13 protein-coding genes and 3 tRNA genes are annotated in these 13,413 nt (G+C 67.2%); 9 read left to right on the top strand and 7 right to left on the bottom strand.

The features are described from left to right. The first annotated feature begins 89 nt into the window (after positions 1–89). Positions 90–166, top strand: a tRNA-Pro gene (locus ACHAA4_RS08775). 75 nt (positions 167–241) lie between these two features. Here the strand turns inward: ACHAA4_RS08775 and ACHAA4_RS08770 are convergent. Beyond that, positions 242–625, bottom strand: coding sequence for a hypothetical protein (locus tag ACHAA4_RS08770; protein WP_435773787.1), 384 nt, complete (start codon positions 623–625; stop codon positions 242–244). 140 nt (positions 626–765) lie between these two features. On the opposite strand from ACHAA4_RS08770, the gene ACHAA4_RS08765 reads away from it, so the two are divergent. Both ACHAA4_RS08765 and ACHAA4_RS08760 read left to right on the top strand, forming a co-directional pair. Then, the gene (locus ACHAA4_RS08765; protein ID WP_435773786.1) at positions 766–1,458 is read left to right on the top strand and encodes a hypothetical protein; all 693 of its coding nucleotides are present in this window, start codon (positions 766–768) and stop codon (positions 1,456–1,458) included. A gap of 83 nt (positions 1,459–1,541) precedes the next feature. Then, entirely contained in the window at positions 1,542–2,093 is a 552-nt protein-coding gene (locus tag ACHAA4_RS08760) for a TetR/AcrR family transcriptional regulator (RefSeq protein WP_435773785.1), read from the top strand. 42 nt (positions 2,094–2,135) lie between these two features. On the opposite strand, the gene aceB is transcribed toward ACHAA4_RS08760, so the two are convergent. Beyond that, positions 2,136–3,737, bottom strand: a complete 1,602-nt coding sequence (gene aceB / locus ACHAA4_RS08755; RefSeq protein WP_435773784.1) for a malate synthase A — start codon at positions 3,735–3,737, stop codon at positions 2,136–2,138. A 129-nt stretch (positions 3,738–3,866) separates the two neighbouring features. Here aceB and ACHAA4_RS08750 point away from each other — a divergent pair, with 129 nt between their 5' ends. Next, positions 3,867–4,649 (top strand): IclR family transcriptional regulator, encoded by a 783-nt coding sequence (locus ACHAA4_RS08750; RefSeq protein WP_435773783.1) that lies wholly within the window; start codon positions 3,867–3,869, stop codon positions 4,647–4,649. Here the strand turns inward: ACHAA4_RS08750 and ACHAA4_RS08745 are convergent. The 3 genes from ACHAA4_RS08745 to ACHAA4_RS08735 are packed head-to-tail and all read right to left on the bottom strand — an operon-like array spanning position 4,630 to position 8,249. Then, entirely contained in the window at positions 4,630–5,892 is a 1,263-nt protein-coding gene (locus ACHAA4_RS08745; RefSeq protein WP_435773782.1) for a DUF4032 domain-containing protein, read from the bottom strand. The genes ACHAA4_RS08750 and ACHAA4_RS08745 overlap by 20 nt on opposite strands. 9 nt (positions 5,893–5,901) lie before the next feature. Then, positions 5,902–6,711, bottom strand: coding sequence for a trehalose-phosphatase (gene otsB / locus ACHAA4_RS08740; RefSeq protein WP_435773781.1), 810 nt, complete (start codon positions 6,709–6,711; stop codon positions 5,902–5,904). Between the two features lie 2 nt (positions 6,712–6,713). Then, a complete protein-coding gene (locus ACHAA4_RS08735) occupies positions 6,714–8,249 on the bottom strand; it encodes an alpha,alpha-trehalose-phosphate synthase (UDP-forming) (protein ID WP_435773780.1) in 1,536 nt (511 codons plus the stop codon). A 212-nt stretch (positions 8,250–8,461) separates the two neighbouring features. On the opposite strand from ACHAA4_RS08735, the gene ACHAA4_RS08730 reads away from it, so the two are divergent. From ACHAA4_RS08730 to ACHAA4_RS08720, 3 genes are all read left to right on the top strand, one after another. Continuing rightward, entirely contained in the window at positions 8,462–9,313 is an 852-nt protein-coding gene (locus ACHAA4_RS08730; RefSeq protein ID WP_435773779.1) for a DsbA family protein, read from the top strand. A gap of 53 nt (positions 9,314–9,366) precedes the next feature. After that, positions 9,367–9,439 (top strand) — tRNA-Thr (locus ACHAA4_RS08725). A gap of 73 nt (positions 9,440–9,512) precedes the next feature. After that, positions 9,513–11,180: an MDR family MFS transporter gene (locus ACHAA4_RS08720; RefSeq protein ID WP_435773778.1), complete on the top strand. Its 1,668-nt coding sequence runs from the start codon at positions 9,513–9,515 to the stop codon at positions 11,178–11,180. Positions 11,181–11,382: 202 nt separating this feature from the next. On the opposite strand, the gene ACHAA4_RS08715 is transcribed toward ACHAA4_RS08720, so the two are convergent. Both ACHAA4_RS08715 and ACHAA4_RS08710 read right to left on the bottom strand, forming a co-directional pair. Continuing rightward, positions 11,383–11,688, bottom strand: a complete 306-nt coding sequence (locus ACHAA4_RS08715; protein WP_435773777.1) for an AzlD domain-containing protein — start codon at positions 11,686–11,688, stop codon at positions 11,383–11,385. Next, positions 11,685–12,395: an AzlC family ABC transporter permease gene (locus ACHAA4_RS08710; protein WP_435773776.1), complete on the bottom strand. Its 711-nt coding sequence runs from the start codon at positions 12,393–12,395 to the stop codon at positions 11,685–11,687. Before ACHAA4_RS08710 ends, ACHAA4_RS08715 begins: the two co-directional genes overlap by 4 nt. A gap of 121 nt (positions 12,396–12,516) precedes the next feature. Between ACHAA4_RS08710 and ACHAA4_RS08705 the strand changes: the two genes are divergently transcribed. After that, the gene (locus ACHAA4_RS08705) at positions 12,517–13,215 is read left to right on the top strand and encodes an SDR family oxidoreductase (RefSeq protein WP_435773775.1); all 699 of its coding nucleotides are present in this window, start codon (positions 12,517–12,519) and stop codon (positions 13,213–13,215) included. A gap of 62 nt (positions 13,216–13,277) precedes the next feature. Further along, a tRNA-Val gene (locus tag ACHAA4_RS08700) sits at positions 13,278–13,351 on the top strand. Positions 13,352–13,413: the final 62 nt, after the last annotated feature.

The raw sequence follows: 13,413 nt of genomic DNA, 5'->3' as shown, positions 1-13,413 counted from the left end.
GCTTTCACAGGTTTTGCCTGGGGAGCTCATTGCTGGATAGGATGAACGTCTGTGTGGAGGAACTTTTGGTCTCCTTCCACTCGGAACTACGGGGTGTGGCGCAGCTTGGTAGCGCGCGTCGTTCGGGACGACGAGGTCGCAGGTTCAAATCCTGTCACCCCGACCAAAGACACTCAGGGCCGTTGACCTACATCACGTAGGCCAGCGGCCCTTTGTCGTGCCCGCAGAAGTTCAGGCCCGATCACTGCCGTGCCTGAAAAGCCTGGGGCGCTGTCGACAGCTGGGCCTCCAGGGCGACTGATAGGTCCTCTCCTGCCACCGGGTACTGAGGGTCGAATTCGATCTCGATGGACTCCAGCTCGCGATCCACAGCGGAGCGCCGACGTGCTGCGCAGCTGGACACGAGGATTGCGGTCCTCTCCATCGCGAAGTACTGGAATCCCTCGATGACCCGTTCCAGCGGGAACTCGGGATCCTCCGAGAAGGACTCGACGGCGTTTAGCAGACCGCCATTGCTGGCGGTCCCGTCAAAGGTCAGTACATCGCGCAGCGCACGGTCTCCGGGGGCCGTCAGCTTCTGATCGTAGTCAAGTGCTCGGTGCCAGATGAAGTCCGCATCATTCATGCCCCCACAGTAGACACCTGTGAGGGGCACACGGGAACGACGCGCGGTCTTTCAGAAGGTGCCTCCTCAGTGTGGTCGGCTCAGGGTTCAACCTATGAGTGACCCCTTGTCCAGAGTCTGTCCACCAGCGCGGGTATCCTGTGGAGATACTTAAGCAGCATGAGCAGGAGGTCGTCATCGGCTCTGAACTCTCGCGCGGCGAACACCAGGGCACCGACGCCCAGCGCCGCACGCATATCGCCCTGCCCATGCTTGCCTTCCTGTTGGGTTTCGGTCTGATGCTGCTCGTGATGCTGCCAAACCTCTGGGCGCTGCTGGCCGGTGTCATGGTCGGTGGTGCTGCTGCCGCCGGGACCTACGGCGTGATCGCGGGTCAGACACAGAGTCAGCTGCGCAGGTCTGAACAGCTCGATGACGATCAGGAGCGGCTGCGGACCGAACTGGCCGCGATCAGTGCCACTGTGCGAACCCGCTCAGCCCAGCTGCCGCCCTCCACCCAGGGCCAGCTGCGGATGATGGTCGTGGGACTCGAAGAGATCGTGGAGCGCTGGGACGTGCTCTCCCGCTACCCCGACCATCTTGACGCCGTGAACAGGACGATCCAACGGCACCTCCCCCGTACCCTGGAGCTCTTCCTGGCCCTGCCCGACAGTGAGAAGCCGCGCCACGCCGCCGAGTTCAAGGCGCAGATCGGTCTGCTGGCCGAGGGAGTCGCCAAGACCCGAGACACCCTGGTCTCCAAAAACCTCCAGGCGCTGCAGACCAACCGGTGGCTGATTGAAGAGTCCATGACAGACCCCGATGAGAAGCTCTTCCGCGACAACGGCCTATAGGAGTCTCGGTCTCACCCCGAGCGCCCCAGACGCTGACTCGTCTGCCGTTCTGCCCCTGACCCCCCCCTGAGGAACGGACACCCTTGGCACTCTCCCTGGAGCTGATCACCGCGACGGCGCGGTCGCTGCTGGTCCAGTACGGCCTTCAGGATGTCTCGATGCGGCGTCTCGCCAAGGAGCTCGACGTGGCCCCGGGGGCGCTCTACTATCACGTGCCCAGCAAGCAGGAGCTGCTGCGCACCGTGGCCCATGAGATCCTGGCTCCGCTGCGCGCAGAGCCTGGAGACGCGCTGCACCTGATGCGCCGGTTCCGCGAGCTCGTGCTCCCGATGCGTGATGTGGGAGACCTGTTGCTGCTTGCCTATGCCCTGGATGCGAGCCTTCCCCCAGCCCAGCTGCTTCCTGAAAAGCTCGCCGCGGCAGGGTGGCCGGAGCAGGAGGCTCAAGACGCCACCGCGGTCGTGATGCGGTTCGCGCTGGGCGCTGTGGCCACCGAGCAGAACCAGTCGCTGCTGGAGCGCACCGAGCCCACAGACGAGCAGCCTCCGCGTTCGATCCTGGACACGCCGCAGGCCATGGCGGCTGAGCGTATCTACCTCCATGGCCTGCACCGGCTATTCGCCAGAGATGCCTGAATAGCCAAGACCCGACAGCCACTACTGCCCTGATCGGTGGAGTCAGGGCATGAGCTCATAGGCAGGCAGGGTGAGGAAGTCGATGTATTCCTCGTCCAGCACCAGTGCGCGCACGATCCCAGCAGCAGGCTCGAAGAACTTCGAGAACGTCTCGGGATCCGCGATCTCGCCCCGTAGTCGCTCCACCTCTTCGTCGAGCAGCGTCGAAACCAGGTCGTTGGTCACAGTCGCTCCGGTATCTGCGGTGACCGTGGCATTGTGGATCTGTTGCCAGACCTGCGAGCGAGAGATCTCCGCGGTCGCGGCGTCCTCCATCAGGTTATGGATCGCCACGGCACCGTTGCCGGAGAGCCAGATGGCGGTGTAGTAGACCGCGACGTAGAGGTTCATCCGCACGCCGGCCTCGGTGACGTCTCCCTCCGCTGCGGCGACGTCGAGCAGATCGGTGGCAGAGACCGTCACGTCCTCGCGCTGGCGAGAGAGCTGGTTCGGCTGGTCCTTCAACACGGCGGAGAACTCCTCGCTGCAGAGCTCGACCAGATCCGGGTGTGCGACCCAGGAGCCGTCGAATCCGTCAGCCGCTTCACGGGACTTGTCGTCGCGGACCTTCTCGATGGCCTTGGCCGTGACCTCCGGCTCGCGCCGGTTCGGGATGAAGGCCGCCATCCCACCCATGGCGAAGGCGCCTCGCTTATGGCAGGTCTTGACCAGCAGCTCGGTGTAGGCGCGCATGAACGGCTGAGTCATGGACACCTGGGCCCGGTCCGGCAGGACGAACTTATCGCCCGAGGCGCGGAAGTACTTGATCAGCGAGAACAGGTAGTCCCAGCGTCCGGCGTTGAGCCCGGAGGCATGATCGCGCAGCTCGTAGAGGATCTCCTCCATGTGGAACGCGGCGGGCAGCGTCTCGATCAGGACCGTGGCGCGCACGGTGCCATGGGGGATGCCGAGCTTCTCCTCGGCGAAGCTGAAGACCTCGTCCCAGAGTCGGGCCTCCTTGTAGTGCTCCAGCTTGGCCAGGTAGTAGAAGGGTCCGCGGCCCTGTTCGGTGAGCGTCTTTGCGTTGTGGAAGAAGTGCAGGCCGAAGTCGACCAGCGAAGCGACGGCGGGCGTCCCGTTGAGCTGGAGGTGCTTCTCCGGCAGGTGCCAGCCGCGCGGGCGCACGACGACGGTCGGTGTCTCCACGTCATCGCGGAGCCGGTACTGCTTGCCCTCCGGGGAGGTGAACTCGAGGGTCCCGGAGGCGGCGCCGGCGAGGTTGCGCTGGGCGTCGATCACGTTGAACCAGTTCGGCGCCAGCGCATCTTCGAGACAGGCGAGCCAGACCTTCGCGCCCGAGTTCAGCGCGTTGATGGCCATCTTGGCCGGGGCCGCCGGACCGGTGATCTCCACCCGCCTGTCCTGCAGCGCGGCCGGATGCTCGGCGACGGTCCAGTCCGAGTCCCGCACCTGCGCGGTCTCGTCGGGGAAGTCCACGGTGCCGGTGCTTGCAGCGTGGGCCTGTGCGGTGCGACGGTCCTCGAGCAGCTCGTTGCGGGTGCCGGCGAACCGGGTGTGCAGCTCTTCCAGGAACGCCAAGGCCTCGTCGGTGAGGATCTCCTCGGTGCCCGGGACCTCATAGGGGGCGTGGACGGTGATGCTCATGCGCTGCTCCTTTGCAGTGACGAAAACTGTGCCGCTGGGAAACACCCTGACGCCGAAAAGTGCGGGGCTGATGCACGACGGCGCCGCGGGTGCTCTCGCTCACACCATTCTTGGCATAGAGTTCGCATCATGGAAGCCAAGGTCCACGATGCGGACTCACCCCGGGTGCAGGTGGTGGAGCGTGCCTTCAGCCTGCTCAACGTGCTCGCCGGGCTCGGCGGGTCCGCGACGGCCGGGGAGCTGAAGACCGCGACCGGCCTCGCCGGGCCCACCGTGCACCGGCTGCTGCACACCCTCATCGGCCTCGGGATGGTGCATCAGCTCAGTGACCGACGCTACGCGCTGGGCGCGAACCTCGTGCCGCTGGGGGAGTCTGCCACCCGGCAGCTCGGCGGACCCGCCGTGCCGCAGATGCAGGCCCTGGTGGCCGAGCTGGGAGAGAGCGTGAACCTGGCGGCCATGGAGTCGGAGATGATCGTCTACATCGGGCAGGTCCCCTCCCCGCACACGATGCGGATGTTCACCGAGGTCGGTCGCCGAGCGCACCTGCACTCCACCGGAGTGGGCAAGGTGCTGCTGGCTGGGATGGATCCGGTACGGGTGCGGGAGATCCTCACGGCCACCGGCATGCCCTCGCTGACCGAGAAGACCCTGACCAGTCCTAAGGCGCTGTTGGATCAGCTGCCCCGGATCGCCGCCCAGGGCTACGCCCTGGACGACGAGGAGCAGGAGATGGGGGTGCGCTGCCTCGCCGTCGTCGTCCCGCATGGGCCCTCGCCCATGGGGCTCTCGGTCTCCGGGCCCACCGGTCGGATGCATGACGGGTTCGTCCGGCATGCGGTGCCGCTGATGCGCCGCACCGCAGTGGAGATCGGTCGCCGGATGAGCCGGCTCAGCCCTCGCCGCGGTTGAGCTGATCGATCACATCGCCGGGAGGATCGATCATCAGGGTGGCCTCATCGCGCAGCCCCTTGAGCTCCTCGTCGATGAAGGAGGGCAGCGACTCCTCCAGGCTGATGTCACGGTGCTCCCGCTCGGAGAGCCGCCACCGGTGATCGATGAGCTGGTGCATGATCTCGGCCGGTTCGAGCTTGTTGCGCAGCTCCTTGGGGATCTCGGAGATCAGCGGCTGGAATACCTGCTGGGTCCACATGTGCGCCGCCACCGCCTCATCGCCGTGCGGATCGGACTGCGCCCGGTAGGCGTCGATCGCGCCGAGCAGCCGCCGTGCCTGATTCTCCTGCACGTCGAGGCCGGTCAGGTTCATCAGCCGGCGCTGGTGGTGGCCGGGGTCGACCACCTTGGGGCGCAGCAGCAGCTTGGAGTCCTCGCGCATGGTGCGGATGTCGTACTCCTCGACGTCGAAGCCGAGCTCGTTGAGCCGTCGGATCCGCTCCTCGATGAGCCACCGCTGGTCCGGGTTGAACGCGGTGTCCCCGGTGAGCTCCTGCCAGAGTCCGCGGTAGGCGTCGATGAACTGGTGCGAGGTGGCGATCGGGTCCACGTCCTCATCGACCATGCCGCCCTCCATGAGGTCCATCAGCTCCCCGGCGATGTTCACCTGCGCCACGTCGAGGTCGTACTCGCGCTGCCCGGTGGAGAGCTTCGGGTGGATCTCCCCGGTCTCGGCGTCGACGAGGTAGGCGGCGAAGGCGCCGGCGTCGCGCCGGAAGAGCGTGTTGGACAGCGAGACGTCGCCCCAGTAGAAACCGATCAGGTGCAGCTCCACCATCAGCAGCGCCTGCGCGTGGATCAGCCGCAGCAGCGTCTCCTTGCGCATCATCTGGTTGAACACAGCACGGTAGGGCAGCGAGAAGCGCAGGTGCCGGGTGACCAGGGCGGGGGAGAGCTCCTCACCCTCCGGAGTGGTGCGACCGGTGACCTCGGCCACCGGCTTCACACACGGGGCTCCGAGCTTGCCCAGCTGGCGAAGCATCCGATACTCGTGCCGAGCCGCCCGCTCGGAGGTTTCCTTCACGGCGATCACCGATCCGCCCAGGTAGGCGAAGCGCACGATATGCCGGGAGATGCCGCGGGGGAGCGCGGCGATGACGTGTTCGGGCCAGTCCTCCAGCGGCAGGTGCCAGGGGAGGTCCAGCAGCTCCTGCGGAATGGTGCCTGAGGCGGTGAGTCCGAGACCGGGGATGGTCGTCATGGGCAGTCCTTACGGGGTCGGGCGGGTGTCCGAGCGGGAGGCGCTGCGGCGCTGTGCGATGAGGCGCAGCACGCCGGCGAGGTCCTTCGGCTCTGCGATCCGGTGGCCGGCGGCGGTCTCGCCGTCGCCCACCTTGATGCCGATGTCCTCACCGTCGAGGACCGCGAAGCCGTGTTCATCGGTGACGTCGTCTCCGGCGAAAAGCACCGCGTCCGGGGAGGTGTGCTCCCGCAGATCGGTGATCCCCTCGCCCTTGGTGGCGAGCACCACGACGGACTCCAGCACCTTCTTGCCGTTCTTCAGATAGGCGCCGTCGACCAGCGACAGCGCCGCCCGCCCGTGCTCGAGGACCTGCTCGCCCAGCTCGTCACCGGCGACGTTGCGCACATGCAGCGCCGCGCCGGCGGGCTTGTGCTCGACCCAGGCGCCCTCGGCGTCGGCGGCCACCTCTTCGAGGGTGGAGATGATCTGTCCGCGCGCCATGGTCTCGGTGGTGTTCAGCTCCAACCCGGGGGAGTCCTCGCCGAGATCCTTCTCCGCGCCGTGGGAGCCGACGAGCAGGACCCCCTGGGGCGGCTGCGCCAGCTCGCGCAGGGATTCCAGGGAACGCCCCGAGACATAGGCGACGTCGACTCCGTCGAGGTCTGCCAGGGCGGCGATGGCCTCGGCGTTCTCCGGGACCGGACGGGCTTCGGCGGCGTCGGAGACCAGCTCCGCGACGCATCCGTCGAAGTCCAGGGCGATGAGGATCTTGGGCTGGTCGGCGAAGCGCTCCAGCGCACTGCGCAGGGCCTCATCCGTCTCACGTGACTCCGCCATGGTCAGCCCTTCACGCTCGGGGAGCCGGTGAGCTCGCCCAGCCGGTCGAGGAAGTCGGTGGCCCAGCGTCGGACGTCGTGGTGGACCACCTGGCGGCGCAGATTCTCCATCCGCGCGCTGGCATCGTCGCTGTCCATGGTGGTGGCGCGCAGGATGGCGGCCTTGAGCTCATCCACATCGTGGGGGTTGATCAAGAGCGCCTGGCGCAGCTGATCGGCGGCCCCGGTGAACTCGGAGAGCACCAGGACGCCGTCGTCGCCGCGCCGGGCTGCCACGTACTCCTTGGCCACCAGGTTCATGCCGTCGCGCAGCGCGGTCACCAGCATGACGTCGGCGGCCATGTAGAGGGCCACCATCTCCTCGATCGGGTAGGAGTGGTGCAGGTAGCGGATCGCCGGGTGGGAGAGCGTGTCGTACTCGCCGCTGATCCGGCCCACGGTCTGTTCGATCTCCTCCTTGAGCAGCCGGTAGCTCTCGACTCCCTCACGGGAGGGGCTCGCGACCTGGACCAGACAGACCTGGCCCACGCTCAGCGACCCGTTCTGCAGCAGCTCCTCGTAGGCCTTCATCCGGTGCCGGATGCCCTTGGTGTAGTCCAGGCGGTCCACTCCGAGCAGCACCGTCTCCGGGTTGCCCAGCTCCTCGCGGATCTTCTGGGAGCGGGTGATGATGTCGTCACGCTGGGCCAGCGCGGTGATGGTGGCGGTGTCGATGGAGATCGGGAACTCTTTGGCCTCCACCAGGCGGGCCATCCCGGCGGGAGGGGCGGTGCTGACCCGCACCGCGGTCCCGCGGTCGGCATCGGCGTTGAAGCCGGCCAGCGGGGAGCCATGGTCTGGGGCGTTGGTATGCAGGGGCACGTGGATCATCTCGTCCTCCACGTAGTAGCCCATCCGGTTATGCACCGCCCGGCGGAAGTTCGAGGCGTCGGACGCGCGCTGGAAGCCGATCAGGTCGGCGCCGAGCAGTCCGCGCAGCACCGAGTGGCGCCAGGGAAGCTGGGCGAAGAGACCCGGGGGAGGGAACGGGATGTGGTTGAAGAAGCCGATGGTCAGATCCGGGCGGAGGTCGCGCAGCATCGCGGGCACCAGCTGCAGCTGGTAGTCCTGGACCCAGACGGTGGCTTTGTGCGCGGCGACCTGCGCTGTGTGCTCGGCGAAGCGCTGGTTAACCCGTCGGTAGGCCTCGAACCAGTGCCGGTGGAAGTCCGGGCGCGCAATGACGTCGTGGTAGAGCGGCCAGAGCGTGCCGTTGGAGAATCCTTCGTAATAATCCTCGATGTCGTCCCCGCTCAGCGGGACCGGGACCAGGTGCATGTCGCCGTGGTCGAAGGGCTCCAGGACGTCGTCGGCGGCGCCGTGCCATCCGACCCAGGCGCCCTCGGAGCTTTCCATCAGGGGTGCGAGTGCGGTGACCAGGCCGCCCGGGGATCGCTCCCAGCCGGTGGTCCCGTCCTCATTCGTGACGTGGTTGACGGCCAGACGGTTGGCCACCACCACGAAGTCATAGCCGTTGCCATTCTCGGTATTCTCTGGCACGTGACACACCTTCCATGCGTAGCTGCAGACACCCCCTGGCGACAGCGGTGCCGTCGTCATGAGCCTATACCCTGGTGATCCGGCCTAGCCTGACCCTGTATCTTGAGCACTGCCGGATCCCGATCACGGCAAGATCACGACCACAGCCCCACAGCGATCATCGTCCGAGGCATCAGTACGGACATGATCCACATCAGTCACCGGAGAACACCATGGCTCGCAGCTCAGAATCCACCCGCAGCGCGAACGCGCGCGAACAGGCCCGCAAGATGCAGCAGGAGCAGGAGCGCAAGCAGAAGCGCACCTCCGTGCTGCTGCGCGTCGGCGTCGTCGTGGTGGCGCTCGCCGTCATCGTGGGGCTGGTGCTCTTCGTGGTCAACCGTGATGACTCCGGTGCAGCACCCAGCGAGGGCCCGGCCCCGGCGGCTGCCAACGAGCAGGGCGGCTTCGTGCTGACCTCCTCCACCGAGCTGGCCGAGGGCGACGAGCTCGGCCAGATCGACGCCTCCGACATCGAGGACCCCGACTCCGAGATGCCTCCCGGCGTGGCGGAGCGCGAAGCCGGTGAGGTCCCGCACATCATCATCTACTCCGACGCCTACTGCATCCACTGCGCGAACTTCGAGGCTGAGCACTCGGCGCAGATGGATGAATGGCTCGATGAGGGACTCATCACGCTGGAGTACCGCTCGGTCTCCTACCTCTCCTCCTCCACGAACTATCCGGCACGCGCGGCGAACTCCTTCGCCTGCATGGCCGAGGAGTCCCCGGAGAACTACAGCTCATACGTCGCCCAGGTGACCGCGAACCGGGTCACCAACGATGAGATGTCCAACGATCAGCTCACCCAGCTGGCCAGCGAGACCTACAGCGCCGACATCGGGGAGTGCATCGAGGACGGCACCTACCGGGCCTTCGCCAGCTACACCACCCGCCACGCTCAGGCCGCCGGCATCGAAGGCACCCCGAGTGTCTACGTCGACGAAGTCTCCTGGGCCGACTCGGAGCGCCCGTTCCGTGAACTGGTCGAAGAGCACATCGAGGAATACCAGGCCGAGGGCTGATGTTGAGGAACTGATACCATCGATGACTGGCGCCCTGCCTGGCAGGGCGCCTTGCCTCCTTAGCTCAGCTGGTAGAGCAGCTGTCTTGTAAACAGCAGGTCGTCGGTTCGAACCCGGCAGGGGGCTCTCTCAACCCCAGAGTGGTATCACCCCAGCGGTGGACCGCTCTGGGGTTCTTTCGTGTTCTTTTGGAGGATCTGTGCCCGCTTCACCCAATACCCTCCCGCCGCAGGCGACGTCGCGCGGCGCTCGCCCGGCCCGCACTCCCGACGACGGACGGCTGCCCTCGGCGGACAAGCTCACCATCGGCGCGCTGCTGGTCTCCACCTTCGTGATGATCCTCAACGAGACCCTGATGAACGTGGCTCTGCAGCCGCTGATGGAGGAGTTCCAGGTCTCCGAGCCGACCATCCAGTGGCTCACCACAGCCTTCATGCTCACCCTGGCGACCGTGATTCCGATCACCGGCTTCCTGATGCAGCGCTACAGCCTGCGCGCGGTCTTCACCGCGGCCATGGGCCTGTTCATCCTCGGCACCGCCCTCGCGGCCGCCGCCCCCGGCTTCGAGGTCCTGCTCGCGGGACGCGTGGTCCAGGCCAGCGGCACCGCGATCATGCTGCCGCTGATGATGACCACCGTGCTCACGCTGGTTCCGCTGCACCGCCGCGGGGTGGTCATGGGCAACATCTCGATCGTAATCTCGGTGGCCCCTGCCACCGGACCCGCGCTCTCGGGCTTGATCCTGCACCTCGCCGACTGGCGCTGGCTCTTCCTGGTGATCCTGCCCATCGCGGTCATCGCCCTGTTCCTGGGCCGTCCTCGGCTGAACAAGGACCCCGGCACGGTCGGCAAGCGGCTCTCGATCCCCTCGCTGCTGCTGGCAGTCCCAGGGTTCGGCGGCGTCGTGTACGGCATCAGCCAGATCGGCGGTGGACACGGCACCGAGGACGTCTCCGCCGACAGTGCCCCGAGCGTGGACCCGGTCGCCATCGGCGTGCTGATCCTCGGCGTGATCTGCCTGGTCGCCTTCGCGCTGCTGCAGGTGAAGCTGCAGAAGACCGACTCAGCGCTGCTGAACCTGAAGCCCTTCGCGTTCACCATGTACACCCGCGCCCTGGGCATGATGCTGCTGATGATGATCGCGCTGTTCGGCGCGCTGATCCTGCTGCCGCTGTTCCTGCAGACGATCCGCGGCCTGGACACGCTGCAGACCGGCCTGATCATGCTCCCCGGCGGGCTGCTGATGGCGCTGATGGCTCCCTTCGTGGGACGCCTCTACGACCGCGTCGGACCGAAGCCGCTGGTGATCCCCGGTGCCTCGATCCTGATCATCGCGCTGTTCTGCATGAGCCTGCTCACCGCGACCACGCCGGTGCCGCTGGTGCTCGGCCTGCATCTGCTGCTCTCCTCCGGGCTGGCGCTGCTGTTCACCCCGGCCTTCACCACGGCACTGAATCCCCTGCCCAAGGCGCTGTACTCCCACGGCACCGCGGCGCTGAACACGCTGCAGCAGCTGGCCGCCGCCATCGGCACCGCCGCGCTGGTGGCCGCCGTCGGCCTGGGCACCGCCGCCGCAGTGAACTCGGGGATGAACCCCGACGACGCCGCCATCGAGGGCTTCAAGGTCGCGTTCCGGCTCGCCGCCGGACTCAGCGTGGGCACGCTGATCCTCGCCACGACGCTGCGGGCCACCCCTGCTCCCGAGGCTGAGGGTGCCGAGGGTGATGTCAGCGCGGGCGGAGACGTCGCTCTTCCCGACTCCGAGCACGCCGACTCCGACCGCGCCAACGCTGACCTTGCCGACTCCGAGCTTGGTGGCACGGACATCGAGGATCGCGCGCAGGCAGGGTCGGGCACCAAGGCCTGAATCTGCCCCGGACGTGATCAGTTCGGCCCTCCGTGGGCCGTACACAGCGAGCCATAGACAGCGAGCCCCGCACTACCTGCCTCCGCAGGAGGTTCGGGGCTCGCTGTGTGGAGGTCGCGGCCACCGCGCCAGCTCGGCATTAGCACCAGCACCGGGCGCGCCCTGCACCGACGCCCGGGTCACCCCAGTGCCAGCGGTCGCGTCAGCCCAGGGCGCGGATCCCCGCCGCGGCAGCTGCTCCGGTGAGCACCACCAGGATGAACGGTGCGCGCAGCATCAGCGCCACCGCGGCCGCCAGCAGCGCGCCGAGCCGGGCGTCTATGGTCACCGACTGCTCGGCCGAGAAGGTGTTCATCGCCACCAGGGCGGCGAGCAGCCCGATCGTGAGCATGGCCGAGACCCGCCCCACGGCGGGATGCTTCAGCCAGCTCTGCGGGACCAGATAGCCCAGCAGCTTGGTGGCGTAGACCGCCGCGCAGGCCGCCAGCACCCAGAACCACAGGCTCATGCGCGAGCCTGCTTGAACACGAGTCCCCAGACCACGGCGACGACGGCGGCAGCGAGCACCGGGATCCCAGGGGCCAGCAGCGGCATCGTGATCGTGGTGACCAGCGCGGCCAGCACCGCCAGCGCCCAGGCGTCCAGCGACTTCAGCCGCGGCCAGAGCAGACCCAGGAACGCAGCGACGACGGCGCCGTCGAGCCCCAGCGCCTCCGGTTCGGCGATCACGTCGCCCAGCAGCGCACCGAGCACCGTGGCCAGGTTCCAGAAGAGGTAGCAGGCGATGCCCGCGCCCCAGAAGCCGCGCCGCTGCTCCACCGGGTCCGGGGCGGACATCGCCACCGCCGCGGACTCATCGATGGTCACCTGAGCGGCCGCGAGGCGTCTGAACCCCCGAGGATTCAGCAGCGCCTTCATTTGCACCGCATAGATCGTGTTGCGTCCGCTCAGCAGCGTGGCCGCCCCCAGTGCGGCGACACCGGTGCCGCCCGAGGCCAGGATGCCGATGAAGGCGAACTGGGAGGCTCCGCTGAAGAGCAGCGCCGAGAGTGCCACTGTCTGCCACAGGCTCATCCCGGCGGCAGCGGAGAGCGCCCCGAAGGAGACCCCGTAGAGCGAGATCGCCGCAGCGATGGAGAGTCCCATCCGCAGGGCGGGGGATCGTCGCAGCGGAACGGGCGCAGAGATGCTCGCAGGCAGGGAAGGGGCTGGCACGCTCCACAGTCTAAGGAATAGTGCAGGCGTTCAGACGTTATGAGGAGTGAACCGTCGGGAGCATGTACATCCGGCGGACCCCCATTCGAGGAGGCAATCCCTGCTCGCGAAGGAGAACATCATGGCTGAATCTCAGCGCGTCGTCATCATCGGCGGCCACGGCAAGATCGCACTGCTGGCAGCACCGAAGCTGGTCGCCGCAGGCTTCAGCGTCGATTCCCTGATCCGGGACCCCGACCAGGCCCAGGACATCACCGACGCCGGCGCGACCCCGCGCGTCCTGGACATCGAGTCCGCGGGCTCGGCAGAGCTGGTTGAGGCCTTCACCGGCGCACACGCCGTGGTCTTCTCCGCCGGCGCCGGCGGCGGGAACCCCGCCCGCACCAAGGCCGTGGACCACGAGGCCGCAGTGCGCAGCATGGACGCCGCCGTCGAGGCCGGCGTGTCTCGCTACGTGATGGTCTCCTACGCACGCAGCGAGACCGACATCGACACTGTGGACCCGAAGAGCTCGTTCTACCCCTACGCGCTGGCGAAGCACCAGGCCGACAAGCACCTGCGCGGCACCAGCCTGGACTACACCATCCTGGGCCCCGGTTCGCTGACCCTGGAGCCGGCCAGCGAGAAGATCACCGTTCTGGACCCGGCCACCGCCGGCGAGGTCATGTCCAGTGAGAAAACCTCCGTGGACACCTCCCGGGAGAACGTCGCGGAGGTCATCACCGAGACCCTGCGCAGCGGCTCCGCCGTGCGCGCCACGGTGAACTTCCTCGACGGCGAGACCCCCATCCAGGAGGCGCTTGCCTCGGTTTCGTCCTGAGTCTGAACAGGTGGTAACCTTCTGAGGCACGTGAACGCGGAATGCCGCGCGCAGGTGCCTCAGGATCTGTAGCTCAGTTGGTTAGAGCGCTCGCCTCACACGCGAGAGGTCGATGGTTCGAGTCCATTCAGATCCACTTTCTTCGCCTGCGCTCCAGGCACCATCATTCACACACCCTTGAAGGCCCCGGCATCTGCC

The organism is Nesterenkonia maliinae, from assembly GCF_051262655.1.
Taxonomy (GTDB): domain Bacteria; phylum Actinomycetota; class Actinomycetes; order Actinomycetales; family Micrococcaceae; genus Nesterenkonia.
Note: the sequence above shows the minus strand (reverse complement) of the source record. Positions and strands in the feature narration are given on the sequence as shown.